We start from the raw sequence: 25,748 nt of genomic DNA on the forward strand, positions 1-25,748 counted from the left end.
TGCCTTCGGCCCACGCTTTCTTCCGAGTCCCGAGTCCCTAGTCCCGGGTCCCGAACAGATGCAACTGAAACCTTTGCCACCGTTGCGTTTGCGCGACCCCGGCGTCCTATTGCGACGCACCAAAACGCGGACGCATCTGGCATAGTGACCGACCCTTTCGCTTCGCCTCGCCGCCGCAATGTCGCCCAAGAAAACCTCGTTTCCGAAGCAGGACATCCGCGTCCTGTTGCTCGAAGGCATCAGCCAGACCGCCATCGACGTGTTCCGCGCTGCCGGCTACTCGCAGATCGAACTGCACGCCAAGTCGCTGCCGGAAGAGGAACTGAAGGCGCGCATCGCCGACGCGCACATCGTCGGCATCCGCTCGCGCACCCAGCTCAGCGCCGAGGTGCTGGCGCAGGCCAAGCGCCTGATCGCGGTCGGCTGCTTCTGCATCGGCACCAACCAGGTGGACCTGGACGCGGCCGAGCTGGCCGGCATCCCGGTGTTCAACGCGCCCTACTCCAACACCCGCAGCGTCGCCGAGCTGGTCATCGCCGAGGCGATCCTGCTGCTGCGCGGCATTCCGCAGAAGAACGCCGAATGCCACCGCGGCGGCTGGTCGAAATCGGCCACCGGCAGCCACGAGACCCGCGGCAAGGTGCTGGGCATCGTCGGCTACGGGCATATCGGCACCCAGGTCGGCGTGCTGGCCGAATCGCTGGGCATGCAGGTGATCTTCCACGACATCGAGGCCAAGCTGTCGCTGGGCAACGCGCGCGCGGCGACCGACCTGGACGACCTGCTGACGCGCTCGGACGTGGTGACCTTGCATGTGCCGGAAACCGCAGCGACCAAGGACATGATCGGCGCGGCGCAGATCGCGCAGATGAAGCCCGGCGCGCACCTGATCAACGCCTCGCGCGGCACCGTCATCGACATCGCCGCGCTGGACGCGGCATTGACCTCCGGCCACATCGGCGGCGCCGCGGTAGACGTGTTCCCGGTCGAGCCGAAGGGCAACGGCGACGTATTCGAATCGCCGCTGGCCGCGCACGACAACGTGATCCTGACCCCGCACGTGGGCGGCAGCACGCTGGAAGCGCAGGACAACATCGGCGTGGAGGTGGCGGCCAAGCTGGTGCGCTACAGCGACAACGGCAGCACCCTGTCGGCGGTGAACTTCCCCGAGGTCACCCTGCCCGAGCATGCCGAAAGCCTGCGCCTGCTGCATATCCACCGCAACGTGCCGGGCGTGCTGTCGCAGATCAACGAACTGTTCTCGCGCCACAACGTCAACATCGACGGCCAGTTCCTGCGCACCGACCCCAAGGTCGGCTACGTGGTGATCGACGTCGCCGCCAGCGAAGAACTGGCGGCGGTGCTGAAGGACGAGCTGGGGCAGATCGCCGGGACGCTACGCACGCGCATCCTTTACTGAGCGGGACTCGGGACTCGGGACCGGGGACCCGGAACAGCGGCGGCGCTGACGAGTCCCTTCTCCGACTGCGATCGGGCTTGGAGTGTCTGCGGCTGCGGCGCAAACGCGCGCGAGTGCGAAGGCTTGAATCAAGCGCGCAAAAGCGGATCACGCGGCACACGCTCTTGCGAATCCCCAATCCCAAATCCCGAATCCCGGCCCCTCAGGGCTGCAACTCGCCGCGCAACCCCTCGCTCAACAGATAGTCGTCGGCCTTCAAATACCACCGCTCCGGGCCGGTGGTGACCGCCTCCATGTACAGGCCGTCGCCGTCCTCGCGCGGCGGGCGCTGCAGGCTGACGATCGCCACGCCATGCGGCGGCCCGCTCAACGCCAGCAGCGCCCGTTGCACGGTACGCGCCAGTTCGGCCGAATCCATCCGGTCGTCGATCGGGCGGAACGCCAGGCGGTAAGTGAACGAAGCAGCGGTGCGGGACATGGGCATGGACAGGCAACGGGCGCCCAAGGGTACCCAATCCCGCCATGCCCGCCCAGCCAGCGGACGCTCGGCGCCCGCGCAAGCCGGTCCGGCAGCGCCCGTCACCGGCGCATCAGCTGCCGCCGTGCGCCAGCCACTTGCCGGCCATGCGCCGCAGCGACGGATCCAGGTCCGGTTCGGCCAGCAGTTCGGCGATCGGGCGCCAGGCCAGGGCCAGCGATTCGGCGCTGACCGCGAACGCCTCGTCGGCGCCGGCGCGCACTACGTAGCGCGCGTCGAAGTGCCAGTGCCCCGGCACGTCCTGGCGCTCGGGGATCCAGTGCCGGTCCAGGTCGAACAGCGCGCCGTCTTCCAGCGCCAGATCAGGCAGCCCGGATTCCTCCTCGGCTTCCTTCAGCGCCACCAGCGCCAGGTCGCGGTCGCCGTCGGCATGCCCGCCCAACTGCAGCCAGCGCTGCAGCTTGCGGTGGTGGGTCAGCAGGGTGCGGGTGCCGTCGGCGCTGACCAGCCAGGCCGAACCGGTGAAGTGGCCATCCAGGCGTTCGCGCACGAACGGGTCCTGCGCATCGTCCAGCAACGCCAGGAATTGCGCGGCAACCTCGGCCTCCTGCGGCCAACGGGCGGCATAGGCCTGCAACTGGCGGCGCAGGGAAAGGTCCGGCATGGGCGGTTCTCGCGATCGGGGACCGCCATTATCGCCGCCGACGGTGCGGCGCGGCTTGTGGCGGCCGTCCGGCTTTGGCATGGTACGACGCTTGCGTGGCCTGCTTGGGCCTAGCGCACCATCTTTACCGGGGCACGACAGCCCCGCTCGCCACCCAGGGGATCCACCGCATGCTGAAGTCTCTGTTGAGGGTCAAGCCGATCGAACCGGCCGGGCACGTCGATGCCGGCGAACCGTTCGAAGGCAGCCTGGAAGGCGAAGCCACGCTGAAACGGACCCTCACCGCCAAGCATCTGATCATGCTCGGCATCGGTGCGGTGATCGGCGCGGGCATCTTCGTGCTGACCGGCCAGGCCGCGGCCAACCACGCCGGACCGGCGGTGATGCTGTCGTTCGTGTTCGCCGGCATCGCCTGCGCCTTCGCCGGCCTGTGCTACGCCGAGTTCGCGGCGATGATGCCGGTCTCCGGCAGCGCCTATTCCTACTCCTACACCACCCTGGGCGAAGGCGTGGCCTGGTTCATCGGCTGGTGCCTGGTGCTGGAATACCTGTTCGCCGGCTCCAGCGTCGCGGTCGGCTGGTCGGCCTACCTGATCAGTTTCCTCACCGGCACCCTGGGGCTGCCGTTCCCGGCCGAACTGGCCGGCGCGCCGCTGGCCTGGACCGGCCACACCTTCGTCGCCTCCGGCAGCATCGTCAATCTGCCGGCGGTGCTGATCGTGGTCGCGGTCAGCGCGCTGTGCTACGTCGGCGTGACCCAGTCGGCGTTCGTCAACGCCATCGTGGTGGCGATCAAGGTGTTGGTGATCTGCCTGTTCGTCGGCTTCGGCGTGTCCCACGTCGATCCGGCCAACTGGCATCCGTTCATTCCCGAGAACACCGGGCCGGGCCAGTTCGGCTGGAGCGGGATCTTCCGCGCCGCCTCGATCGTGTTCTTTTCCTACATCGGCTTCGACGCGGTCTCCACCTCGGCCGGCGAAACCAAGGACCCGCAGCGCAACATGCCGATCGGCATCCTGGTGTCGCTGGCGGTGTGCACGGTCATCTACATCATCGTCTGCGCGGTGCTGACCGGCCTGCTGCCCTACACCCAACTCGGCACCGCCAAGCCGGTGGCCACCGCGCTGGAACACTACCCGAGCCTGGCCTGGCTGAAGACCGCGGTGGAGATCGGCGCGATCGCCGGCCTGTCCTCGGTGGTGCTGGTGATGCTGATGGCGCAGCCGCGCATCTTCTACACCATGTCGCGCGACGGCCTGCTGCCGAAGCTGTTCGGCAAGGTCCACCGCAAGTTCCACACGCCCTACGTCGGCACCATCTTCGTCGGCGTGGTCGCCGCGCTGCTGGCCGGGCTGATCCCGCTGGACGTGCTCGGCGAGCTGGTGTCGATGGGCACCCTGCTCGCCTTCGCCACGGTCTGCATCGGGGTGATGGTGCTGCGCTTCACCAAGCCCGACCTGCCGCGCCCGTTCCGCGTGCCGCTGGCGATGGTGATCTGCCCGCTCGGCGCGCTGGCCTGCCTGTTCCTGTTCCTGCAGGCGTTCCAGGAACACTGGAAGGTGTTCGTCGGCTGGACCGTGATCGGCCTGTTCATCTACTTCGGCTACGGCATCCGCCACAGCCGCCTGGCCACCAAGGCCTGATTCTCCCCCCGAAGACCGGCGCCCGCGCCGGTCTTCGCGTTCGTTCCTTCTTCCATCGCGCGCAGCGCCAGGCTGGAATCGCTCCATGTTCAAACAACTCTGGGCCACCAAACATCCCCATGCCGCCCACGAGGACGCCGGCGGCCTGGGCCTGCAGCGTGCGCTCGGGCCCTGGGGCCTGACTGCGCTGGGCATCGGCGCGGTGATCGGCGGCGGCATCTTCGTCATCACCGGACAGGCCGCGGCCAACCACGCCGGCCCGGCGATCATGCTGTCGTTCGTGCTGGCCGCGCTGTGCTGCGCGTTCTGCGCGCTGGCCTACGCCGAGTTCGCGGCGATGGTGCCGGTGTCCGGCAGCGCCTACACCTACACTTACGCCACCTTCGGCGAACTGGCGGCGTGGTTCATCGGCTGGATGCTGGTGCTGGAATACGGCGTGTCGGCCTCGGCGGTGGCGGTGAGCTGGACCGGCTATTTCCTCAGCCTGCTCGACCATTTCGGCATCCACCTGCCCGCGGCGCTGGTCAACGCGCCGCTGGACGGCAAGCTGCAGCGCACCGGCGCGATCGCCAACCTGCCCGCCGCCGGCATCGTGCTGCTGCTGACCTGGCTGTGCTACGTCGGCATCCGCAAGTCCTCGGCGATGAACATGGCGATGGTGGTGCTGAAGACCGGGCTGATCCTGCTGGTGATCGCGGCCGGCTGGAAGTACGTGGACACGGCCAACTGGCACCCGTTCATCCCGGCCAACGAAGGCCCCGGCAAGTACGGCATGGACGGCGTGCTGCGCGGTGCGGCGATGGTGTTCTTCGCCTACATCGGCTTCGAGGCGGTGTCAGTGGCCGCGCAGGAATCGCACCGGCCGCAGCGCGACCTGCCGATCGGCATGATCCTGTCGCTGGTGATCTGCACCGTGCTGTACATCGCCATGGCGGCGGTGATGACCGGGCTGGTGCCGTACACCCAGTTGGGCACCGACGAGCCGGTGGTGACCGCGGTGGGCGCGCATCCGCAGCTGGCCTGGCTGCGGGTGGTGGTCGAGGTCGGCGCGCTGATCGGGCTGTCCTCGGTGGTGCTGGTGATGATCATCGGCCAGCCGCGGATCTTCATGATCATCGCCCGCGACGGGCTGCTGCCGCCGCTGTTCACCCGGATCCATCCCAAGTACCGCACCCCGCACATCAACACGGTGATCACCGGCATCGGCATCGCGCTGCTGGCGGCGCTATTCCCGCTGGACGTGCTCGGCGAACTGACCTCGATGGGCACGCTGATCGCCTTCGCCGCGGTCTGCGCCGGGGTGCTGATCCTGCGCCGCACCCAGCCGGACCTGCCGCGCCCGTTCCGTATCCCGTTCGCCTGGCCGATCTGCATCGCCGGGGTGCTCAGCTGCATGGCGCTGCTGTCGGCGATGACCGCGCACAACTGGCTGCTGATGGCCGGCTGGACCGTGCTCGGCCTGCTGATCTATTTCGGCTACGGCTTCCGCCACAGCCGTCTGCGTGCCACACAGGCTCGCTAGAATAGGGGCATGAACGCACAGCCCTACGATACCGAACGCCTGCGCACGCTGGCCCAGCTGCTGATCGGCAACATCCGCGAACTGTCGGCGGCCGGCTGGACCCCGGCCACCAGCAGCAACTTCTCGCACCGGCTCGACGCGGCGCATGCCGCGATCACCGTGTCCGGCCGCGACAAGGGCCGGCTGGTCGAGGCCGACATCATGGTGGTGGACTTCGACGGCAAGGCGGTCGGCAGCGATCACCGGCCCTCGGCCGAGACCCTGTTGCACACCCAGCTGTACCGCCGCTTCCCGGAGATCGGCTGCGTGCTGCACACGCACTCGCCGGTGCAGACCATCGCCTCGCGGCTGTACGCCGGCGCGGGCCATGTGCGCCTGGAAGGCTACGAATTGCTGAAGGCGCTGCACGGCAACCAGACCCACGAGACCGCGGTGGAGCTGCCGGTGTTCGCCAACACCCAGGACATGACCGTGCTGGCCGCGCAGGTGGACGCGCTGCTCGACCGCGCACCGCTGTGGGGCTACCTGATCGACGGTCATGGCCTATACGCCTGGGGCCGCGACATGGCCGAGGCGCGCCGCCACCTGGAAGCCATCGAGTTCCTGCTGCATTGCGAGCTGGAACTGCGCAAACTGCGCGCCACCGGCTGAGCCGCGGCGCACAGCGCCGGCGCGACAGCGTTCCAGCGCCGCAACGGCGGCTTACCCGCCAGCTGCTACCCTTTTCCTCCCCTCCACGACGCCCTCGCCCGCCGCCATGAGCCGACTCCGCATCTTCGCCGAAACCACTCCCGACGCGCCGCTGTTCGACAGCCGCGATGGCGACGCGATCGCCGCCGAGCTGCGCAAGATCGGCGTCACCTTCGAGCGCTGGCAGGCCGACCAGCCGATCGAGGCCGGCGCCACCCCGGAAGCGGTGATGGCCGCCTACAAGAGCGACATCGACCGGCTGGTGACCGCGCACGGCTTCAAGACCGTGGACGTGGTCAGCATCGCCCCGGACCATCCGCAGCGCGAGGAGATGCGCAGGAAGTTCCTCGAGGAGCATTTCCACAAGGAAGACGAAGTGCGCTTCTTCGTCGCCGGCTCGGGCCTGTTCACCCTGCACGTGGACGGCAAGGTCTACGAGATCGAATGCGTGCAGAACGACCTGATCGCGGTGCCGGACGGCACCCACCACTGGTTCGACATGGGCCCGGAGCCGCGCTTCATTGCGATCCGCTTCTTCACCGAGCCGGACGGCTGGGTCGGCCATTTCACCGGCACCGACATCGCCCAGCGCTTCCCGCGCTACGAAGCGGCGCTGCGCGGCGAGGCGAACTGAGCGATGGGCAGCCCGCGCGTGATCCTGACCGACATCGAAGGCACCACCAGCAGCATCTCCTTCGTCAAGGACGTGCTGTTCCCCTACGCGCGTCGCGCCCTGCCCGAGTTCGTGCGCGAACACGGCCAGCAACCGCAGGTGCGGCAGTGGCTGGACGCGGTGGCGACCGAATCCGGCGGCATCTGCACCGATGCGGTGATCGTGGAGACGCTGCAGGGCTGGATCGACCAGGACCGCAAGCACACCGCGCTGAAGGCGTTGCAGGGCATGATCTGGGAGGCCGGCTACCGCGACGCCGACTTCGCCGCGCACATCTACCCCGACGCCGCGCCGGCGCTGCGCCGCTGGCATGCCGACGGCCACCCGCTGTACGTGTACTCGTCCGGCTCCGTGCCGGCGCAGAAACTGTTCTTCGGTCATAGCGACGCCGGCGACCTGACCGGGCTGTTTTCCGGCTGGTTCGACACCGAGGTCGGCGCCAAGCGCGAAGCGGCCAGTTACGTGCGCATCGCCGAGGCTACCGGCGCCGCGCCCGCGCAGATCGTGTTCCTGTCCGACGTCGTCGCCGAGCTCGATGCCGCGCGCGAAGCCGGACTGGACACGGTGCTGGTCGATCGCCGCGAGGACTATCCCGAACCGCGCTTGGGCGACGCCTGCAACGGCCACCGGCGCGTGGAGAGCTTCGCCGAGCTGGCGCTCTGAGCGTCGCGGCCGCCGCCGCGCGTTACCGCCCCCTTTCTTCGCCGCAGCCGCCGCCCATGCCTTCGTTCCTGCGCAGCCTCCGCGTGCCGCACCGCCGCCTGATCCTGGCCCTGCTGCTGGCGCTGCTGCTGCCCGCCTGCCATCCGGATGCCGGCGCGGCGCAGGCACAGGCCGATGCGGCGGTGCCGGTCGATCCGATCGACCAGGCGCAGCTGCGCAAGGCGCTGGCCGCGCTGCAGCCGCAGCGGCCGGGCACCACCGACCTGTACGTGGTCGGCTTCGCCGGCGACGCCAGCGAAGACGTGTTCCGCAACGAGACCCAGTACCTGCGCCAGCTGTTCGCGCAGCGCTTCGACGCGGCGGGACGCATCGTCACCTTGATCAACCACGCCGACAATCTCGGCACCCACGCCTACGCGCCGCAGGCCTCGTACGACAACCTGGCCGACACGCTGCAGCGCATCGGCAAGCTGATGGACAAGCGCGAGGACGCGCTGCTGCTGTTCCTGACCAGCCACGGCACCGAGCAGCACGAACTGTACGTGCAGTTCGGCCCCGGCGAGGACGCCGACTACGACACCATCACGCCCAAGGAATTGCGCGGGCTGCTCGACGACGCCGGCATCCGCAACCGGGTGATCGTGCTGTCGGCCTGCTATTCGGGCGGCTTCGTGCCGGCGCTGAAGAGTCCGGACACCCTGATCATCACCGCCGCGCGCCGCGACCGGCCCTCGTTCGGCTGCGGCAACACCGCCAGCGCGACCTATTTCGGCCGCGCCTGGCTGATCGACGCGCTGGCGCGCACCACCGATTTCGTCGAGAGCTATCGCCTGGCCACGGCCGAGATCACCGCCCGCGAACAGGCGGAAGGCGAAGCGCCTTCGTACCCGCAGCTGTACGTCGGCGCGCGCATCGCGCCGCTGCTGCAGCGCTGGCGTGCGCAGCTGCGGCCGGTCGCGGCGCCGGCGTATCCCTATCCGGAACCTGAGGTGGAGATGGAGACGGAGTCGGAGACAACAGCAACGCCGGACACAGCGGCCGGCGGCAAGGCTGGGCAATAACCAAACTGGATAAGGCTTCGGATCCGAATGCCGATGACGGGCTGAGATGGCAGGTTCGGTGCGCGCGCGACAGCATCCGAAAGGATGATGAGGTGACTTCGCCCTGACCCTCAGCTCCGCCCACGCTCCCACGGGGGACTTCCTTCGGTCGCCGGGGGAGAGGAGCTTCAGTGTGGTGATCGGCATCGCCCTCAGCGGTCGTACCCATCATGAGCGTCGCGCGACGACAGCCGCGCAAGACGATCCCACAAGTACGCAGTGCGGCATCGAGCGCATGTCTTGCGTGCGTCGCCTTGCGAGTAGATGAGAGTGAGTCGCGTTTGATCGCCGAATCGTGGCACTCGCTAGACTTGGCCTCGCAGCAAGCCCGCCAGCCTCACGCCAGCCAGCTGCGCCCGATCCTTCCGCCCGCTCGCCTTCGCTCGCCAGCCAGGATCACCCGCTTTCGACAGCCTCCCGCGTGGAGGCGTCTTTGTTTTTGGGATTCGGAAAATGCGCTTGCTGGTCTTGCGTCTTGGCTCAACGGTGCCGACAAATCCACGGGCTCTGAAGAGTTTGCTACTTGCGCTCGTCGCGAATGAAGTCGCTCCCACAAGATTTCGCGGCAAGCCAGCCGAGTGCACTGTAGGAGGGGCTTCAGCCCCGACAGTTCACTTGCAGGGCCGACCAGTTTGCCGACGCATTCGTCGCGGCTGAAGCCGCTCCTACAAAGGCGCGCAGCAGCGGCCTGGATGCAATGTGGGAGGGACTTCAGTCCCGACAGCTGACGAAGCCACCCATCTCGCTGCCACATTTGTCGTTATCGAAAAAACTCTCATACAGAAAGCGCAGAAAGCCAGCCTGAGCGCACTGTAAGAGGAGCTTCAGCCCCGACAGTTCGCTTGCGGAGCCGACCAGTTTGCCGACGCATTCGTCGCGGCTGAAGCCGCTCCTACAAAGGCGCGCAGCAGCGGCCTGGACACAATGTGGCAGGGACTTCAGTCCCGACAACTGACGAAGCCACCCATCTCGCTGCCGCATTTGTCGTTATCGGGACATCTCATAAAGAAAGCGCAGAAAGCCAGCCTGAGTGCACTGTAGGAGGTGCTTCAGCCCCGACAGGTCGCTTGCGGGGGCCGACCAGTTTGCCGGCGCATTTGTCGCGGCTGAAGCCGCTCCTACAAAGGCGCGCAGCAGCGGCCTGGACGCAATGCGGGAGGGACTTCAGTCCCGACAGCTGACGAAGCCACCCATCTCGCTGCCGCATTTGTCGTTATCGGGACATCCCCTACAGAAAGCGCAGAAAGCGCAGAAAGCCAGCGTGAGCGCACTGTAAGAGGGGCTTCAGCCCCGACAGTTCGCTCGCAGGGCCGACCAGTTTGCCGGCGCATTCGTCGCGGCTGAAGCCGCTCCTACAAAGGCGCGCAGCAGCGGCCTGGATGCAATGTGGGAGGGACTTCAGTCCCGACGGAGGAAGCCTGACCGTTCGCCGTACGCCGCTTCTTGCATCGGCCAGGAACCCGTTGCATCAATGCACCGAACGCGGCGCGCCCTCAGGGCGTCGCGTCCTGCAGGCGATAGCCGATGCTCGCGCGCTGCTCGCCGCGCCAGCGGTCGAAGGCACGGACCTCGATGCGGTGCGCGCCGGCGCTCAGGTCGGTCGGCAAGGCGCCGCGCCACAGGTGCTGCGACGGGACGGCTTCCGGCGAACGGTCGTAGCCGCGCAGCGCCTCGGCGGCATCGTCGCGCGCGTTCTCGGCGAGCAGGTCAGGATCCGGCTGCTGCACGTGCACCATCGGCTTCCATGCGCCGTCGTCGATGCGGTATGCCACGCGGCTGTCGTCCTCGCCCATGAACACGTTCGCGTACACCGCCCAGGCCGGATAGGCGCCGCGGCGCAGCACCTTCGGCGCGTGCAGGGTCATCGACGCATCGTCGGCCGCGCGCGCGGCGTGGTAAGCCAGCGCGTAGCGGCCATCGCGCTGCAGCGTCAGCAGCGCATAGCCGTTCGGGGTGCCGTCGGCCATCGTCGCGGCGGGAATGCCGTCGGCATCCTTGGCCCCGGACCAGAACGCGCCGCAGGCCGCGCCCACGTTGTACTCATGCAGCGGCTGCGCGCCGTGCCAGCCGTCGTCGGCGCCGTGGTAGTAGTGGCGCTGGGTGTGGCTGTGGCCGCTGAGCACCAGCACATGCGCGAACGGCTGCAGCAGCGCGAACAGGCGCGCGCGGTCGGCATGGCGGAAAGTCTCCTTGCCCGGCGCCGCGTCGAACAGCGGGATATGCATGCCCAGCACCAACAGCCGCTCTTTTGGCAGCGTCGCCAGATAGGCCTGCAGGAACACGAACTGGTCCTCGCGCAGGCCGCCGATGTAATTGGGTTTCTGCTGCGGCTGGTAGACCACGTCGTCGAGAAACACGAAGCTGGCGCCGCCCTCTTCCACCGCATAGGTATCCGGCCCGTAGACCGCGCGCCAGCTGGACAGCGAGCCGGCATCGTCGGCCGCATCGAAATTCAGATCGTGGTTGCCGGGCACATGGAACCACGGCACGTCGAGCTTGGCGGTCTCGGCGTTCAATGCCGGATACAACGACAGGTCGTCGCTGACCACGTCGCCCAGGGTGGTCCCCAACCGCGCGCGGGTCTTGCCGAGTAACGGCGCGACGATGTCGCGCGCGTAGTAACCGACATCGGTCGCCGAGGCGGTCTGGGTGTCGGCGAACACCAACACCTCGGTGCTGGCCGCCGGCGCTTGCGCGCGCAGCGCGAAATCCCAGCCGCTGGTGGCGCCGCCGGTCGGCGCGATGCCCGGATATTTGAGCGCAGGCGAACCGGTCGGCGCGTAGTGCCGCCAGTAGGCCGGCAAGCCGTTGCCGGCGCTGGCGAAGGCGTAGCCGTCGGGCTTAATCACGAACACCGTGCGCCCCGGCTCCACTTCGAGGCTGTAGCGGCCCTGCGCATCGGTGCGCACGATGTGCACGCCGTCGGACACCTGCACGCCGGCGATGCCGCGCTCGCCGTTGCTGCGGCCCGCGTGGCCGTCGCGCTCCTGGTAGACGCTGCCGCTGATCGTCGCCGTCTGCGCCAGCGCGGGCGCCGCGGCAGTCAACAGGCAGGTAAGCACTACGGCGCGCAGCAGCATGCGGGACATCCGGCAATCGACAGAAGCCGCGATTGTAGCCACCCGCCACGGCACGACGGTGACCGCTGTTGCGCCGGCCTAGTTGTGCCGCGCTTCCAGCACCGCTACCGCGTCGGTCAGCGCCAGGCCGCGCGCGCGCAGCAATACGGTCAGGTGATACAGCAGGTCGGCCGATTCGCCGAGCAGCGCTGCATCGTCCTGCGCCACACCGGCCAAGGCGGTCTCCACGCCTTCCTCGCCGACCTTCTGCGCGATGCGCCGGGTGCCCTTCTCGAACAATTGCGTGGTGTAGCTGCCCGGCGGACGCTCGCGTTCGCGTTGTTCGACCAGGCGGTCGAGCGCGCCCAGGAACTGGCCTGGCGCCTGCGGGAAGCAGCTGCTGCGGCCTAGGTGGCAGGTCGGGCCGTGCGGGTGCGCCAGCACCAGCAAGGTGTCGCGGTCGCAATCGGTCTCGATCGACACCAGGTCCAACGTATTGCCCGAGCTTTCGCCCTTGGTCCACAGGCGCTGCTTGCTGCGGCTGTAGAAGGTGACCTTGCCGCTGGCGCGGGTCGCGGCCAGGGCATCGGCATTCATGTAGCCGAGCATCAGCACGCGCAGCGTGGCCGCGTCCTGCACCACCACCGGCAGCAGGCCATCGCCCTTGCTCCAGTCCAGCGTGCTCCAATCAAACGTGTCCCAATCAAACGCCGCATCCGCGGGCACGGCGGCGGTTTCGTGCTCATGCGCCATCGCGCACCTCGATCTGTCGTTGGCGCAGGAAGCGCTTGAGGTCGGGAATCGGAATCGCGCCGCTGTGGAACACGCTGGCGGCCAGCGCGCCGTCCACGTCGGCCTGTTCGAACACGTCGGCGAAGTGCTGCATCTCACCGGCACCGCCGGAGGCGACCAGCGGCACCTTGCACAGCGAGCGCACCTCGAACAGCTGGGCGATGTCGTAGCCGCGGCGCACGCCGTCGTTGTCCATGCAGTTGAGCACGATCTCGCCGGCGCCGAGTTGCTGCGCCTCCACCACCCAGTCCACGGTGCGCACGCGCAGCGCCTGGGTCTTGCTCGGGTCGCCGGTGAAACGGCGCACGCGCCATTGGCCGTCGTCCTCGCGGATCGAATCGATGCCGACCACCACGCATTGCACGCCGAACGCTTCGGCCAGTTCGGCGATCAGCGCCGGCCGTTCCAGCGCCGGCGAGTTGATCGAGATCTTGTCGGCGCCGGCATGCAGCACGGCGCGTGCGGTGGCCACGTCGCGGATGCCGCCGGCTACGCAGAACGGGATGTCGATCAGCCGCGCCACCCGTTCCACCCAGGCGTAGTCGACCGAGCGCCCTTCCGGGCTGGCGCCGATGTCGTAGAACACCAGTTCGTCGGCGCCCTGGTCGCGGTAGCGCAAGGCCAGTTCGACGATGTCGCCCATGTCGACGTGGTCGCGGAACTTGACGCCCTTGACCACGCGGCCGTCGCGCACGTCCAGGCACGGGATGATGCGCCGGCTCAGCATGCCAGCGCCTCGTCCAGGCGCAATCGCCCTTCCAGCAGCGACTTGCCGAGCACCGCGCCGGCGCAGCCGACCTCGCGCGCGGCGCGCACGTCGGCGGCGTCGCGGATGCCGCCGGAGGCCTGCACGTGCACGCCCGGCGCGATCCGGCGCAGGTAGGCGTACAGCTCCAGGTTCGGCCCGGACAGCATGCCGTCGCGCGCGATGTCGGTGCACAGCAGGTGTTTCAGCCCGGCCGCCGCGTATTCGACCGCCAGCGCTTCCAGGGTCAGCGAGGAGGTCTCGGTCCAGCCCAGCACCGGCAACCGCCACACGCCCTGCGCGTCCTGGCGCGTGTCCAGCGCCACGGTGATGCGCTCGGCGCCGAACTCGGCCAGCCATTCCAGCACCGACTCGCGGTCGCGCACCGCCAGCGAGCCGATCACCACGCGCGCGGCGCCGGCGTCGAGGATGCGCTGCACGTCGGCGCGCGAGCGCACGCCGCCGCCGGTCTGCACCTGCAGCCCGGTCTGGGCGCCGATCTGGCTTAGCAGTGGGGCCAGGGTGTAGCCGCCGGCACGCGCCGCATCCAGGTCAACCAGGTGCATCCAGCCTGCGCCGGCGTCGGCGAAGGCCTGCGCGCGCGGCAGCGGATCGTCGCCGTAGTGGGTTTCGCGGGCGTAATCGCCCTGCGCCAGCCGCACCACGCGGCCGTCGCGGATGTCCAGCGCGGGATAGACGATGAAGCTCATGGGAAATCGGTCTCGAGGAAATTGCGCAGGATGCGCGCGCCGGTGCTGGCCGAGCGCTCGGGATGGAACTGCGCGCCGCAGCGGCGGCCGTGCTGCACCACCGCGGTGAACAGGCCGCCGTGGTCGCAGGCGGCCACGGTATCGGCGGTGACCGGTGCGGCGTAGCCATGCACGAAGTACGCAGTGGCGGTCTCCGGCAGACCCTCAAGCAACGGCGACGGACGCATCGGCAGCAGCCGGTTCCAGCCCATGTGCGGGATGCGGATGCCCAGCGCCGGCGGCATGTGCCGGACCACGCCGGTCAGCAGGCCCAGGCAATCGACGTCGCCTTCCTCGGAATGCTCGAACAGCAGCTGCATGCCCAGGCAGATGCCGATCAGCGGCACCTCGAGCGCTCGCAGCGGTTCGATCAGGCCTTGCTCGCGCAGCCGCGCCATCGCATGCGGCGCGGCGCCGACCCCGGGCAGGATCACCCGGTCCGCGCCCTGCAGCCCGGCCGCGTCGCGCACCAGCCTGGCTTCCACGCCCAAACGCTCCAGCGCGTAGCGCACCGAGCCTAGGTTGGCGCCGCCGGCATCGATCAGGGCGACGTCGGTCATCGCACGCTCCCCGCAGAACACGCGCGCATCACAGCACACCCTTGGTCGAAGGCAGCGCGACGCCCTCGCGGCGCAGCGCCTGGCGCAAGGCGCGCGCCAATGCCTTGAAGCAGGCTTCGACCTTGTGGTGGTCGTTGTCGCCGTGCACGCGCAGGTGCAGGTTCAACCCCGCGGCATCGCACAGCGAACGAAAGAAATGCGGCACCAGTTCGGTCGGCATGTCGCCGACGCGCTCGCGCTTGAACTCGCCTTCGAAGACGAAGTACGGGCGGCCGCTGAAATCCAGCGCGGCGCTGGCCAGGGTCTCGTCCATCGGCAAGGTGAAGCCGGCGCGGCCAGCGGCGTCGGCGGCCGGCCACGGGCTGTCCGGCGGATCGAAGCCGTAGCGGCCGATGCCGCGCTTGTCGCCCAGCGCCTGGCGCAAGGCCTGGCCCAGCGCCAGGCCGGTGTCCTCGATGGTGTGGTGTTCGTCGATATGCAGGTCGCCCTCGGCGCGCACGTCCAGGGCGAAGCCGCCGTGCTTGCCGATCTGCTCGAGCATGTGGTCGAAGAACGGCAGGCCGGTGGCGCAATGCGGATCGCGCGCCAGGTCCAGGTCGATCTCGACGCGGATCCGGGTTTCCTTGGTATCGCGCTGCACGGTGGTGCGGCGCGGCGCGTCGGCCAGTTCGTGGGCGATGCCGGCCCAGTCCCAGTCGCCGCCGAACTGTTCGGTCTGCAGCTGGAAGCCGCGGATGCGCAGGTTCTCGGCGAACTGGATGTCGGTGAGGCGGTCGCCGACCATCGCCGAACGCGCCCAGTCGATGCTGCGGTCCTGCAGGTACGGCAGCATCAGGCCGATGCCGGGCTTGCGCGTGGGTGCGTTGTCGGCCGGCCAGCTGCGGTCGATCAGCACCTCGCGGAAGGCGATGCCCTGGCTGGCGAAGATCTGCAGCATCAGGTCGTTGGGACCATCGAACGCGGCCTGCGGATAGGCATCGCTGCCCAGTCCGTCCTGGTTGGTGACGATGACGAACTGGTAGCCGGCGTCGCGCAATTTCAACATCGCCGGGATCACGCCCTGCACGAAGCGCAGCTTCTCGTAGGCGTCAATCTGGAAATCGGCCGGCTCCTCGATCAGGGTGCCGTCGCGGTCGACGAACAGGATCGGGGTCATGCCGCCACCCTCCCCGCCTGCAGCGCGCCCAACACGCGTTGGTTCTGCTCCGCGGTGCCGAGGGTGATGCGCAGCGCATCGCCCAGGGTCGGCGCGGCGCGCTGGTCGCGCACCACCACGCCAGCGCCGAGCAAGCCGCGGAACGCGGCTTCGGCATCGTCGAAGCGCAGCAGCAGGAAGTTGCCTTGCGAGGGATACACGCGGCGCACGCCGGGCAGCGCGGCCAGCGCGGCGGACATACGCTCGCGCTCGCGGCGGATCTCGGCCACGCGCGCCGCGGTCTGCCGCAACGGCTCGGCCTGCAGCGCGGCCAGCGCCAGCTGCGTGCACGGTGCCGGAATCGGGTACGGCGCCTGGCAGCGGCGCAGCACGGCGATCAGCGCCGGATCGGCGATCACGCAGCCGATCCGCGCCGCGGCCAGCGCATGCGCCTTGGACAGCGTGCGCAACACCGCCAGGTTGGGATACCGCGCCAGCAACGTGGTCGCCGACGGCACATCAGAGAATTCGCCGTAGGCCTCATCGACCACCAGCAAGGCGCGCCCATGCAGGCGTTCGGCGGCACGTTCGATGTCGGCCAGCGGGATCGCCGCCCCGCTGGGATTGCCCGGCGAGCACAGGAACACCAGCTTGGCCATCTGGCTCAGCGCCGCATCGACCACCGCATCGACGTCGGTAACCAGTCCGGCCGCATCCTCGCGCAACGGCACTTCGACGATGCGCGCGTTCTGCAGCCGCGCGCACACCGCATACATGCCGAACACCGGCGGGGTGATCACGATCGCGTCGCGGCCCGGCTCGCACAGCGCGCGCAGCAGCAGGTCGATGGCCTCGTCGCTGCCACGGCCGAGCAGCAACTGCTCTGGCGCGCAGGCGTACAGCGACGCCAGCGCCGCTCGCAACGCCGGCGGTTGCGGATCCGGATAGCGGCGGTTGCCGGCGTCGCGGTCGGCGGGGTTGGCCCAGGCCGATTCGTTGGCGTTGAGCCAGACCTCGCCGTGCAGCGCGCTGCTGCGCGCCGAGGAATAGCCGGCGAAGTCGCGCAGGTCGTGGCGGACCAGCGCCAGCATCGATCCCGGCATCTGCGTGTCGTTCGGCGCGCTCATGCCGCCTTCTCCATCCGCAGCGCCACCGCATTGGCATGCGCGTCCAGGCCTTCGGCGCGCGCCATGATCACCGCACAGGCGCCGATCGCGGCGATGCCGGCGCGGCTGGCGCTCTGCACGCTGACGAAGTTCTGGAAGCTGGCGACGCTGACCCCACTGTAGGCGCGCGCCGCGCCGTTGGTCGGCAGCACGTGGTTGGTGCCGCTGCAATAGTCGCCCAGCGCTTCCGGGGTGAAATCGCCGAGGAACACCGAGCCGGCCGCCTCGACCCGCTCCAGCCAGCCGCGCGGCTCGCGCAACGCCAGGATCAGGTGCTCGGGCGCATAGCGGTTGCTGATCGCGAAGGCGTCCTCGAGCGTACCGACCTGGATCAGCCGCGACGCGGCCAGCGCCTGGCGCGCGATCGCCGCACGCGGCAGCGTCGCCAGCTGGCGCTCGATCTCGTCCTCGACCGCATCGATCAGCTCGGCGCTGTCGGACAGCAGCAGCACCTGCGAGTCCGGGCCGTGCTCGGCCTGCGACAGCAGGTCGGCGGCGACGAACGCGGCGTCGGCGCCGCCATCGGCGATCACCAGCACCTCGGACGGCCCGGCCGGCATGTCGATCGCCGCCGCGCCGGCCTGTGCCACCTGCTGCTTGGCCTCGGTGACGTAGCCGTTGCCCGGCCCGAACAGCTTGTCGCAGGACGGCACCGACTCGGTGCCGAAACCCATCGCCGCGATCGCCTGCGCGCCGCCGAGCTTGAACACGCGATCCACGCCGGTCAGCTTCGCCGCGACCAGCACCGCCGGATCGGCCGAGCCGTCGGCGCGCGGCGGCGTGCACAGCACCACCTCGCGGCAACCGGCCAGCGCCGCCGGCACGCACAGCATCAGCGCGGTGGACGGCAGCGGCGCGCTGCCGGCCGGCACGTACAGGCCGACCCGGCCGATCGGCCGCACTACCCGCTCGCAGACCACGCCCGGCGCGGTTTCCACCGCATAGGGCTGCGCCATGCCGGCGCGATGGAAGGTCTCGATCCGCGCCGCGGCCTGCGCCATCGCCTCGCGCAGCACTGGCGGCACCGCCGCTTCGGCGGCGGCGAACTCGTCGGCACCGACTTCGAAACTCTGCAGCACCACGCCGTCGAAACGCGCGGTGATCTCGCGCAATGCGGCATCGCCGCGGCCGCGCACGTCGTCCAGCAGCTGCGCCACCGCGGCGCGGGTCTGCGCGGCGACAGTCTGCGCCGGCCGGGTCAGGGCCTGCGTGCGCGCCTGCGCGTCGAGCGAATTCCAATCCAGTCGGTTCATGCCAGCGAGCGCTCCACCGTCAACACCATCAGCCCCTGCGCGCCGGCGCGCTCCAGTTCCTCCATGCGCTGCCAGGTGATCGCGCCGTGGCACATGGTCTGCAACTGCAGCGGGCCATCGCCGTCGCCGGGCAATTGCACCAGCGGGTCGGCATCGGGCAGCAGCCGGGTCAGTTCGGCGACGTGATCGCGCGAGGCGCGGAACATCAGCAGCTTGCTGTCGCGCAGCTTGAGCACGCCGTCGAGCCGGCGCAGCAGCATCGCCGCCAGCGCGGCGCGGGCGTCGCCCGGTTCGCGCACCGGCCCGGCCAGCACCGCCTCGCTTTCCAGCAACGTCTCCACCGGCTTGAGCTGGTTGGCGGCCAGGGTCGCGCCGCTGGACACCAGGTCGCAGATCAGGTCGGCGGTGCCCAGGCGCGGCGCGATTTCCACCGAGCCGGACAGTTCCACCACCTGCGCGTCGAGGCCGCGCGCTTCCAGCCAGTCGGCCAGCACCGCCGGATAGCTGGTGGCGATGCGCTTGCCCTGCAATTGCTCCGAGCCGGTCCACTCCCAGCTGTCGGGCACCGCCAGCATCAGCCGGCACTGGCCGAAGTTCAGCCCGCGCAGCGCGCGGTAGGCTTCCTGCAGGCCGTTGCGGCGGCGCTCGCCGGCCTGCTCTTCCAGTTCGTTGCGGCCGACGATGCCGAAATCGCAGACGCCGTCGGCGATCAGCCCGGGGATGTCGTCGTCGCGCACCAGCAACAGGTCCACCGGCAGCGACTCGCCGTAGCAGAACAACTTGTCGCGGCTCTCGCGCCAGCTCAGCCCGCAGGCGGCCAGCACCGCCCGCGCCGGCTCGGCGAGGCGGCCGCTCTTCTGGATCGCGATACGCAGCCGGTCACGCGCCGGCGCTGCCAGGGAAGCACTCATCAGGACATCTCAATGGGAATCGGAGGGGCGCGCCGCTTGCCGGCGCAGCGCCGTGGCATAGCCGCCGGCGCCGTATTCCAGGGTCCGCGCGACGCGGCCGATGGTGGTCACGCTGACCTGGGTCAGCTCGTGGATCTCGCGGTACGGCACGCCCTTGAGCAGCAGCGGCACCACCCGCCAGCGATCGGACATCGCCTCCAGTTCGGCCGGCGTGCACAGGTCCTGCAGAAACGCGGCGACCTCCTGCGGCTTGCTCAGGTGGGCCAAGGCGCGCGACAGCGCCTTGAACGAGGTGTCGCTGTCGCGATCGGGTTGGGTGGCGGTTCGTTGTTTCATTGCGATAATGTAATAGCGTGTTAGTACATTAGCGCGATTGGACAGACTGAGTCAAGCCGCGGCGTGCGGGCGTTGTGTGGATGTGTTCGATCGCCGATGGGCGCTAGGACGCCATGCGATCTGTCGCGGCTGAAGCCGCTCCTACAAGGTGCACGAAAGTTCGCGCACACCGCCCCCTGTAGGAGCGGCTTCAGCCGCGACAGGCACTCACACCCACCGCATAGGCCAAGGGCGCAGGAGCGGCTTCAGTAGCGGCAGGCCCTGGTCATCCGCGTCGCGACTGAAGGTCACCTCGAACAACCCGTCATTTCACTGATGTGAGCTGCAAAGACGCTCCCGCTACGTCTGTTTGAGGAAGCCGACGTGCTTCGCAGGGGGCGCTGGGCGTCCTGGATGTGGGAAGAGCGGCCGTTTTTGGCCGCCTCACCCGCTCACGCGGGCGCCATGGCCCGCTGCTGCAGCCGCGCCAGCCGCATCAGGTTGTGACTGGCGACCTTCAACCCGATCACCACCGTGGCCCGTGCCAACCCGATGGTGCGCAGGCATTTACCGCCCTGCTGCGCCAGCCGCGCGAACGGGTGTTCGCCGAACACCCGGTCCTTGGCAAGCCGCCGGTTGCGACGTTGTTCGGCCGCGCTTAGTGGCTTGCGCGCCTGGCCCTGGTGCTGAATGGCCGCCCGATAGCCGCGTTGCGTCAGATCGGCCTCCCGCGATGCGTCGGCATAGCCACTGTCGGCCCACACCGTGCGTCCGCGATTGCTGGGGTCCAGCACCTCCTCGAAGTGTCGGCTGTCATGCACGTTGGCTGCGCTCACCGCATGTCGGCGGATGAAGCCCCAACGCCGATCGGTGCTGGCGTGCAGCTTGTAGCCGTAGTGCGCCTTGCCGTGCTTGCGGGTCCAGCGGGCTTGCACATCCTTCTGTGCGCGCTTGGCGTCGCTCCAGTCTTGGCCTACCTCGCCACCCTGCTTGATCTGTGCGTTCTCCTCGCGCGTGTTGCGTTGGATCGGGGCGCTGACGATGCTCGCATCGATGATCTGACCGCCACGCGCGATGAATCCCGCACGCTGCAATTGCACGCCGACCGCTGCGCTGATGTCGCCCATCACATCCTGCGCCTTGAGCCGCTCGCGCCACACCCAGATCGTCTTGGCGTCAGGCACCTTGCCGCTGTGTTCCAGCCCAAGGAACTGCTGGAAACTGCGCCGATCCAGCACCTGGTACTCCAGCGCATCGTCAGAGAGGTTGTATAGCTGCTGCAACAGCAGCAGTTTGACCATCACCACCGTCGGCCAGGCCAGACGACCCCCGCGCGTACCGGTGCCCAAGGACAGCTTCGCATCGACGGCTTGGGCAATCGCTGCGAAATCGATATGGCGCGAAAGCAGGGTCAGCGGGTCGCCTATCTGCTGGCGCTTGGCTTCGCGTTCGTGTCCGGCAAACAGGCTGATCATCGCGGGGCCTCGGCTCTCTCTTCTGACCATATGATGCCAAAGAAGGAGGTTTTTAGAGGTGCCCTGAAGTCGCTCGCACAAGGAACATGCGACGCGAACGTTCATGTCACGCCACACCGGCCCTGCATCCCCGCTCAGGGCATGACCTTGGCCTGCTCCAGCTCGACCAGCAGGGCGCTGGCCAGTTCGTCGCGGGCGACCTCGAACTGCTGCTCGCGCACCAGGTCCTTGACCGCGACCACGCCGCGCGCCAGTTCGTCGTCGCCGGCCAGCACCACGAAGCGGATGCCGGCGCGTGCGGCGTACTGGAACTGCTTGCCGACCTTCTTCGGCTCCATCTGCACTTCGGTATTGATGCCGCCGACGCGCAGGCGCCGGGCGATGTCCAGCGCGTCGTCCAGCTTGGCCTCGTCCATCAGCGCCACCATCGCCTGCACGCTGCTGGAGGCGATGCCCTCGATCAGCCCGGCCTCGCGCAGTTGCCAGAACAGGCGGGTCAGGCCGATCGAGATGCCCACGCCCGGCAGCTTGGACTTGCTGTAGTGGCTGGCCAGGTCCTCGTAGCGCCCGCCCGAGCAGATCGAGCCGATCTGCGGGTAGTCGGTCAGCAGGGTCTCGTAGACGGTGCCGGTGTAGTAGTCCAGGCCGCGGGCGATGGAGAAGTTCAGGCAGTACGCGGTTTCCGGCACGCCCAGCGCCTTGACCAGGGCCAGCACCTCGCGCAGCTCGGCCACGCCCTCGCGCAGCGTCGCGCTCGAGGCGGCCGCCGCGTCCAGCGCATCCAGCCGTGCCAGCGCGTCGTCGTGGCCGCTGGAGCGCACCGCGACGAAGGCCAGGATCTGTTCGACCTGCTCGGCCGGGATGGCGAATCCCTCCCCGGCCAGCGTCTCGCGCACATAGTCGGCACCGCGCTTGTCCAGCTTGTCGACCTCGCGCAGCACCGCCAGCTGGCGCTCGCCCTCGGCCACGCCCAGGCTCTCGAAGAAGCCGCGCATCAGCTTGCGGTTGTTCAACTGCACCGCGAACGCGCCGATGCCCAGTTCGGCGAACACCGCGTGGATCACCGCCAGCACTTCAGCGTCGTAGCGGATGCTCAGCGCGTCCTTGCCGATCACGTCGATGTCGCACTGGTAGAACTCGCGGAAACGGCCGCGCTGGGCGCGCTCGCCGCGGTACACGCGCTGCATCTGGTAGCGGCGGAACGGGAAGCTCAGCTCGTGCTCGTGTTCGGCCACGTAGCGCGCCAGCGGCACGGTCAGGTCGAAGCGCAGCGCCAGTTCCGGCAGCCCGCCCTCGCCGCTGGCCTCGGCATTGGCCAGCGCGCCGGTGGACTGCACGAAATACACCTGACGCTCGGTCTCCCCGCCGGACTTGGTCAGCAACACGTCGGACAGTTCGAACACCGGCGTCTCCACCGGCAGGAACCCGAACCGCTCGTAGTTGCGGCGGATGACGTCCAGCATGCGCTGGAACGCGATCTGCTCGCGCGGCAGCAATTCCATGATGCCGGGCGGCGTACGGGGCTTGATCACGTGCAAAACTCCTGCGTCTTGGGGGCAAACAGACGCCAATTCTAGCCGTACCGGGGTGCCGGCGAACGTATCGGCGTATCATCCCGGCGTGACCACTCCGCCCGCCAAGCGCATGCACCGGACCGTCCCCGGCTTCGCCCTGCCCTATGCCGAACCCGCCACGGCCCGCGATCCGAACGCGCACGAATGCATGCATTGCGCCGTGCGCCACCTGGCGATCTGCTCGGCGCTGGCCTGCGACGAAGTGCAGGCGCTGGAGCGGGTGACCACCTCGCTGTCCTACGCCGCCGGCGCCACCCTGGTCCGCACCGGCGAGGCGCGGCAAGCGGTCTATACCGTCACCTCCGGCGCGCTGCGCCTGGTCCGCACCCTGGCCGACGGCCGCCGCCAGGTGGTCGGCTTCGTGCTGCCGGGCGACTACGTGGGCCTGAGCGAGTCGGAGAAATACCGCAACGACATCGAAGCGATCGCCGACAGCCGCGTATGCCGGGTGTCGGTGGCGCAGATGCGGCTGCTGCGCACGCAATACCCGCAGCTGGAACGCAAGCTGTTGCAGCGCGCCTGCCTGGAACTGGACGCGGCCCAGGATGCGGCGCTGTCGCTGGCGCGCCTGCAGCCGATGGAAAAGCTCGCCGACTTCCTGCTGAAGCTGGCGGCGCGCACCGCCAGCCGAGGCGATCCCGGCAACACGGTGACCTTGATGATGGGCCGCGGCGACATCGCCGACCATCTCGGCCTGACCATGGAAACGGTCAGCCGCACCTTCACCAAGCTGCGCCAGCAAGGCCTGATCGCGCTGCCGCAGCTGCACGTGGTCGAGATCCGCGACTTCGCCGCCTTGCACCGGCTGGCGTCCGACGAAGCATGAGCCGATGGGCGGCGGCGATTTTTTCGCCAGCCCCTGTCTACGCCTTGCACCACCGCGCCCGCACCGACTTATCCACAGGTTTCCAGGGCAACGCTCCACATGCGCTGTGGACAACCCGGCGGACCACGACTGCCTTCGAACCGCGGAGCTGGCTGCGGCCTTAGGGCCCGCCTAAGCGGACCAACGGTCGCGGACGGCGCAGACGCTGCCAGCCGCCGCATCCGTGAACGCTTCAGACCTCGGCCATGCCTTGTCACACGCCCGGGCATAGACTTGCGCCGCGATACACCTGCGGCGCCGCCGCGGTGCCGGAGGGGGGAACCACTGGGAGGGCAACCATGCTCGTCGCCATCGATGTGCTGCACGACCCACGCGCCTGCGTGGTGCTGGATCGCGAAAGGGAGTTGGATTTCTGGAAGGCGCATTTCGCCCAGGCCCCGTTCCATCAGCCCGGGCATGCGTTCACCGACTACGAGCCGGCGCTGAAACTGGCCTACGACGCCTACCTGAAGTACCACGGCCAGCGCTTCGAGGACGTGGCCCCGCAGCTGCGCGACGTGTTCCTGCGCGACCACCCGCGCTCGCGCCTGGACTGGCTGCAGGTCCGCAGCGTGGTGCAGGCCGCCTGGTTGCGGCTGCAGCCGCAGGATCAGGACTGACTCTGCGCCGCGGACCGCGCGCCGCCGTGCGCGCGCAACGCAGGCTGCAGCGCGGCGGCCCGGACAGCGGCGCCGCCGCTACCGGGTCAGGCGGCCGCGGCCGGTCTCAGCCGGCCAACAGGCGCGCGCGCAGCGTCGCGTAGTCCGGCGCGATCGGCTCGGCGTGCGCCGGCCGCTGCAGCAAGGCCGCCAACGCCGGCGGTACCGGCACCGGCTGGCCGATCAGCGGCTCGACCACCGCCTCGAACTTGGCCGGATGCGCGGTCGCCGCCACCGCCCAGTCGCCGGCATCGGCCTCGGCGCCCTCGGCACGGATCTGCTGCAACACGTGCAAGGCCGTCGCGGTATGCGGGCAATGCACTTCGCCGTAGCGGCGGAAGCGCTCGCCGATCAACTGGCGGATCTGCGCATCGTCCACCGAATAGGACTGGAACTGCGCGCGCAACGCGGCATCGTCGCCGCGGTACAGCCAACGCAGGCGCTCGAAATTGCTCGGCGCGCCGACGTCCATGGCATTGGCGACGGTGGCCACGCTGGGCTGCGGGGCGTAGTCGGCGCCGGCGAAGTAATCCGGCAGCACGTGGTTGGCATTGGTCGCCAGCACGATGCGGCCCAGCGGCACGCCCAGCCCGCGCGCCAGGATCGCCGCCAGCGCATTGCCCAGGTTGCCGGTCGGCACCACCAGGTTCAGCGGCTGCGCGCGCCCGGCGTAGTGCACCAGGGCGCTGTGCGCGTAATAACTCATCTGCGGCAGCAACCGGCCCAGGCTGATGCTGTTGGCCGAACTCAGCGGCGCCTGCGCCTGCAGTTCGACGTCGCTCAAGGCCTGCTTGACCAGCGCCTGGCAGTCGTCGAACGAGCCGGCCACGCGCAGCGCCTGGATGTTGTCGCCGAAGCAGCCCAGCTGATGCGCCTGCCGCGGCGACACGCGCCCGTCCGGATACAGCACCACCACGCGCAGCCCGGGCTGGCGATGGAAGGCGGCGGCGACCGCGGCGCCGGTATCGCCGGAGGTGGCGACGAGGATGGTCAGCGGCGTGGCGGCATCGCGGCGCAGCCGCGCCAGGCAGGCGGCCAGGAAGCGCGCACCGAAGTCCTTGAACGCGGCGGTCGGCCCATGGAACAGCTCCAGCGCATGGTCGCCGGGCGTGACCAGCGGCTGCAGCGGCGCATCGAAATCGAAGGCTTCGGCGCAGATGGCCGGCAGCTCGGCGGCGAGCGCGTCGCCGTCGAAGAACGGCGCCAGCAGCGTCGCGGCGGTCTCGGCCAGGCTGGCGCCAGGACGCAGTTCGCGCGCCGGCGGCATGCGCTCGGGCACGTACAGCCCGCCATCGGGCGCCAGGCCGGCGGCGATGGCCTGGCTGAGCGTGGCGGCGGGCGCGGCATTACGGGTGGAAATGAAGTTCATGGTGGTTCCATCGGCAGGGGGAATTCGATCGCACTGTCATCCGTGACTGTGGCACTGCTTGGTTATTGCTCTTGTTGTTGCTCTGCCCTTGCTTCGGCTGTTGCTTTTTTGCTTTTCGATCTCCCGTGAGGCGCGGCAAGCAGGATGGGTACAACCCCCAAAGGGGGCGACGCGCAGGATGCGCGTCGTTTTCGGCAGGCACATGGATGTGCCTTCCGAAAATTCCCATCCTGCTTGCGCACCCGTAGCGCGCAGCGCGGAGGGCGCG

General features: G+C 69.0%; 24 protein-coding genes. 9 read left to right on the top strand and 15 right to left on the bottom strand.

Annotated elements, in window-relative coordinates:
- Positions 1-178 precede the first annotated feature (178 nt).
- On the top strand, positions 179-1,420 hold the full coding sequence (gene serA, locus HEP73_RS12315) for a phosphoglycerate dehydrogenase (protein ID WP_185820217.1): 1,242 nt from the start codon (positions 179-181) through the stop codon (positions 1,418-1,420).
- Positions 1,421-1,622: 202 nt separating this feature from the next.
- On the opposite strand, the gene HEP73_RS12320 is transcribed toward serA, so the two are convergent.
- The gene (locus HEP73_RS12320) at positions 1,623-1,904 is read right to left on the bottom strand and encodes a hypothetical protein (RefSeq protein WP_185820218.1); all 282 of its coding nucleotides are present in this window, start codon (positions 1,902-1,904) and stop codon (positions 1,623-1,625) included.
- A 106-nt stretch (positions 1,905-2,010) separates the two neighbouring features.
- Complete coding sequence (locus HEP73_RS12325) at positions 2,011-2,562, bottom strand: NUDIX hydrolase (RefSeq protein ID WP_185820219.1); 552 nt, start codon at positions 2,560-2,562, stop codon at positions 2,011-2,013.
- 170 nt (positions 2,563-2,732) lie between these two features.
- On the opposite strand from HEP73_RS12325, the gene HEP73_RS12330 reads away from it, so the two are divergent.
- The 6 genes from HEP73_RS12330 (at position 2,733) to HEP73_RS12355 (ending at position 8,814) form a co-directional block, all read left to right on the top strand.
- The gene (locus HEP73_RS12330) at positions 2,733-4,205 is read left to right on the top strand and encodes an amino acid permease (RefSeq protein ID WP_185812993.1); all 1,473 of its coding nucleotides are present in this window, start codon (positions 2,733-2,735) and stop codon (positions 4,203-4,205) included.
- Positions 4,206-4,290: 85 nt separating this feature from the next.
- Positions 4,291-5,727, top strand: coding sequence for an amino acid permease (locus HEP73_RS12335; RefSeq protein WP_185820220.1), 1,437 nt, complete (start codon positions 4,291-4,293; stop codon positions 5,725-5,727).
- A 9-nt stretch (positions 5,728-5,736) separates the two neighbouring features.
- Positions 5,737-6,378, top strand: a complete 642-nt coding sequence (locus HEP73_RS12340) for a methylthioribulose 1-phosphate dehydratase (protein ID WP_185820221.1) — start codon at positions 5,737-5,739, stop codon at positions 6,376-6,378.
- A gap of 106 nt (positions 6,379-6,484) precedes the next feature.
- Positions 6,485-7,051 (top strand): 1,2-dihydroxy-3-keto-5-methylthiopentene dioxygenase, encoded by a 567-nt coding sequence (locus HEP73_RS12345; protein ID WP_185820222.1) that lies wholly within the window; start codon positions 6,485-6,487, stop codon positions 7,049-7,051.
- Positions 7,052-7,054: 3 nt separating this feature from the next.
- A complete protein-coding gene (gene mtnC / locus HEP73_RS12350; protein ID WP_185820223.1) occupies positions 7,055-7,753 on the top strand; it encodes an acireductone synthase in 699 nt (232 codons plus the stop codon).
- Between the two features lie 56 nt (positions 7,754-7,809).
- Positions 7,810-8,814 carry a C13 family peptidase gene (locus HEP73_RS12355; protein ID WP_185820224.1) on the top strand — a complete coding sequence of 335 codons (1,005 nt, stop codon included), beginning with the start codon at positions 7,810-7,812 and terminating at the stop codon, positions 8,812-8,814.
- A 1,532-nt stretch (positions 8,815-10,346) separates the two neighbouring features.
- Here the strand turns inward: HEP73_RS12355 and HEP73_RS12360 are convergent.
- The 12 genes from HEP73_RS12360 to hisS form a co-directional block, all read right to left on the bottom strand.
- Positions 10,347-11,930, bottom strand: coding sequence for a calcineurin-like phosphoesterase C-terminal domain-containing protein (locus tag HEP73_RS12360; RefSeq protein ID WP_458309685.1), 1,584 nt, complete (start codon positions 11,928-11,930; stop codon positions 10,347-10,349).
- 81 nt (positions 11,931-12,011) lie between these two features.
- A complete protein-coding gene (gene hisIE, locus HEP73_RS12365) occupies positions 12,012-12,665 on the bottom strand; it encodes a bifunctional phosphoribosyl-AMP cyclohydrolase/phosphoribosyl-ATP diphosphatase HisIE (RefSeq protein WP_255423482.1) in 654 nt (217 codons plus the stop codon).
- On the bottom strand, positions 12,655-13,431 hold the full coding sequence (gene hisF, locus HEP73_RS12370; RefSeq protein ID WP_185813000.1) for an imidazole glycerol phosphate synthase subunit HisF: 777 nt from the start codon (positions 13,429-13,431) through the stop codon (positions 12,655-12,657). The genes hisIE and hisF overlap by 11 nt, the downstream gene beginning before the upstream one ends.
- Positions 13,425-14,159, bottom strand: a complete 735-nt coding sequence (gene hisA / locus HEP73_RS12375; RefSeq protein WP_185820226.1) for a 1-(5-phosphoribosyl)-5-[(5-phosphoribosylamino)methylideneamino]imidazole-4-carboxamide isomerase — start codon at positions 14,157-14,159, stop codon at positions 13,425-13,427. The genes hisF and hisA overlap by 7 nt, the downstream gene beginning before the upstream one ends.
- Positions 14,156-14,758, bottom strand: a complete 603-nt coding sequence (gene hisH / locus HEP73_RS12380; protein WP_185820227.1) for an imidazole glycerol phosphate synthase subunit HisH — start codon at positions 14,756-14,758, stop codon at positions 14,156-14,158. The genes hisA and hisH overlap by 4 nt, the downstream gene beginning before the upstream one ends.
- Before the next feature lie 28 nt (positions 14,759-14,786).
- Complete coding sequence (gene hisB / locus HEP73_RS12385) at positions 14,787-15,914, bottom strand: bifunctional histidinol-phosphatase/imidazoleglycerol-phosphate dehydratase HisB (protein WP_185820228.1); 1,128 nt, start codon at positions 15,912-15,914, stop codon at positions 14,787-14,789.
- Complete coding sequence (gene hisC / locus HEP73_RS12390) at positions 15,911-16,996, bottom strand: histidinol-phosphate transaminase (RefSeq protein ID WP_458309686.1); 1,086 nt, start codon at positions 16,994-16,996, stop codon at positions 15,911-15,913. Before hisC ends, hisB begins: the two co-directional genes overlap by 4 nt.
- A gap of 20 nt (positions 16,997-17,016) precedes the next feature.
- Positions 17,017-18,312: a histidinol dehydrogenase gene (hisD, locus tag HEP73_RS12395; RefSeq protein ID WP_185820230.1), complete on the bottom strand. Its 1,296-nt coding sequence runs from the start codon at positions 18,310-18,312 to the stop codon at positions 17,017-17,019.
- The gene (gene hisG / locus HEP73_RS12400; protein ID WP_185820231.1) at positions 18,309-19,223 is read right to left on the bottom strand and encodes an ATP phosphoribosyltransferase; all 915 of its coding nucleotides are present in this window, start codon (positions 19,221-19,223) and stop codon (positions 18,309-18,311) included. The genes hisD and hisG overlap by 4 nt, the downstream gene beginning before the upstream one ends.
- Before the next feature lie 9 nt (positions 19,224-19,232).
- A complete protein-coding gene (locus tag HEP73_RS12405) occupies positions 19,233-19,559 on the bottom strand; it encodes a YerC/YecD family TrpR-related protein (protein ID WP_185820232.1) in 327 nt (108 codons plus the stop codon).
- 431 nt (positions 19,560-19,990) lie between these two features.
- Positions 19,991-21,118, bottom strand: a complete 1,128-nt coding sequence (locus HEP73_RS12410) for an IS5 family transposase (protein ID WP_255423483.1) — start codon at positions 21,116-21,118, stop codon at positions 19,991-19,993.
- A gap of 29 nt (positions 21,119-21,147) precedes the next feature.
- Positions 21,148-22,545 (bottom strand): histidine--tRNA ligase, encoded by a 1,398-nt coding sequence (gene hisS, locus HEP73_RS12415; RefSeq protein WP_185813007.1) that lies wholly within the window; start codon positions 22,543-22,545, stop codon positions 21,148-21,150.
- Positions 22,546-22,747: 202 nt separating this feature from the next.
- Between hisS and HEP73_RS12420 the strand changes: the two genes are divergently transcribed.
- Both HEP73_RS12420 and HEP73_RS12425 read left to right on the top strand, forming a co-directional pair.
- On the top strand, positions 22,748-23,413 hold the full coding sequence (locus tag HEP73_RS12420) for a helix-turn-helix domain-containing protein (RefSeq protein ID WP_185816597.1): 666 nt from the start codon (positions 22,748-22,750) through the stop codon (positions 23,411-23,413).
- 338 nt (positions 23,414-23,751) lie between these two features.
- Positions 23,752-24,072 (top strand): hypothetical protein, encoded by a 321-nt coding sequence (locus tag HEP73_RS12425; protein WP_185813008.1) that lies wholly within the window; start codon positions 23,752-23,754, stop codon positions 24,070-24,072.
- A gap of 106 nt (positions 24,073-24,178) precedes the next feature.
- Here the strand turns inward: HEP73_RS12425 and thrC are convergent, their stop codons facing one another.
- Positions 24,179-25,480: a threonine synthase gene (gene thrC, locus HEP73_RS12430; protein ID WP_185820234.1), complete on the bottom strand. Its 1,302-nt coding sequence runs from the start codon at positions 25,478-25,480 to the stop codon at positions 24,179-24,181.
- Between the last annotated feature and the right edge of the window lie 268 nt (positions 25,481-25,748).

The sequence above is a fragment of the Xanthomonas sp. GW genome, assembly GCF_014236815.1.
GTDB lineage: Bacteria > Pseudomonadota > Gammaproteobacteria > Xanthomonadales > Xanthomonadaceae > Xanthomonas_A.

What these genes read in the sequence shown, in the direction of transcription:
- hisD (WP_185820230.1), bottom strand. Translation starts at nt 18,312, where the DNA reads ATGAACCGACTGGATTGGAATTCGCTCGACGCGCAGGCGCGCACGCAG.
- HEP73_RS12345 (WP_185820222.1), top strand. Translation starts at nt 6,485, where the DNA reads ATGAGCCGACTCCGCATCTTCGCCGAAACCACTCCCGACGCGCCGCTG.
- hisA (WP_185820226.1), bottom strand. Translation starts at nt 14,159, where the DNA reads ATGAGCTTCATCGTCTATCCCGCGCTGGACATCCGCGACGGCCGCGTG.
- hisF (WP_185813000.1), bottom strand. Translation starts at nt 13,431, where the DNA reads ATGCTGAGCCGGCGCATCATCCCGTGCCTGGACGTGCGCGACGGCCGC.
- HEP73_RS12355 (WP_185820224.1), top strand. Translation starts at nt 7,810, where the DNA reads ATGCCTTCGTTCCTGCGCAGCCTCCGCGTGCCGCACCGCCGCCTGATC.
- mtnC (WP_185820223.1), top strand. Translation starts at nt 7,055, where the DNA reads ATGGGCAGCCCGCGCGTGATCCTGACCGACATCGAAGGCACCACCAGC.
- hisB (WP_185820228.1), bottom strand. Translation starts at nt 15,914, where the DNA reads ATGACCCCGATCCTGTTCGTCGACCGCGACGGCACCCTGATCGAGGAG.
- HEP73_RS12425 (WP_185813008.1), top strand. Translation starts at nt 23,752, where the DNA reads ATGCTCGTCGCCATCGATGTGCTGCACGACCCACGCGCCTGCGTGGTG.
- hisH (WP_185820227.1), bottom strand. Translation starts at nt 14,758, where the DNA reads ATGACCGACGTCGCCCTGATCGATGCCGGCGGCGCCAACCTAGGCTCG.
- hisG (WP_185820231.1), bottom strand. Translation starts at nt 19,223, where the DNA reads ATGAGTGCTTCCCTGGCAGCGCCGGCGCGTGACCGGCTGCGTATCGCG.
- HEP73_RS12325 (WP_185820219.1), bottom strand. Translation starts at nt 2,562, where the DNA reads ATGCCGGACCTTTCCCTGCGCCGCCAGTTGCAGGCCTATGCCGCCCGT.
- thrC (WP_185820234.1), bottom strand. Translation starts at nt 25,480, where the DNA reads ATGAACTTCATTTCCACCCGTAATGCCGCGCCCGCCGCCACGCTCAGC.
- HEP73_RS12405 (WP_185820232.1), bottom strand. Translation starts at nt 19,559, where the DNA reads ATGAAACAACGAACCGCCACCCAACCCGATCGCGACAGCGACACCTCG.
- HEP73_RS12410 (WP_255423483.1), bottom strand. Translation starts at nt 21,118, where the DNA reads ATGAACGTTCGCGTCGCATGTTCCTTGTGCGAGCGACTTCAGGGCACC.
- HEP73_RS12330 (WP_185812993.1), top strand. Translation starts at nt 2,733, where the DNA reads ATGCTGAAGTCTCTGTTGAGGGTCAAGCCGATCGAACCGGCCGGGCAC.
- hisC (WP_458309686.1), bottom strand. Translation starts at nt 16,996, where the DNA reads ATGCCGGGATCGATGCTGGCGCTGGTCCGCCACGACCTGCGCGACTTC.
- HEP73_RS12340 (WP_185820221.1), top strand. Translation starts at nt 5,737, where the DNA reads ATGAACGCACAGCCCTACGATACCGAACGCCTGCGCACGCTGGCCCAG.
- HEP73_RS12320 (WP_185820218.1), bottom strand. Translation starts at nt 1,904, where the DNA reads ATGCCCATGTCCCGCACCGCTGCTTCGTTCACTTACCGCCTGGCGTTC.
- HEP73_RS12335 (WP_185820220.1), top strand. Translation starts at nt 4,291, where the DNA reads ATGTTCAAACAACTCTGGGCCACCAAACATCCCCATGCCGCCCACGAG.
- hisIE (WP_255423482.1), bottom strand. Translation starts at nt 12,665, where the DNA reads ATGGCGCATGAGCACGAAACCGCCGCCGTGCCCGCGGATGCGGCGTTT.
- serA (WP_185820217.1), top strand. Translation starts at nt 179, where the DNA reads ATGTCGCCCAAGAAAACCTCGTTTCCGAAGCAGGACATCCGCGTCCTG.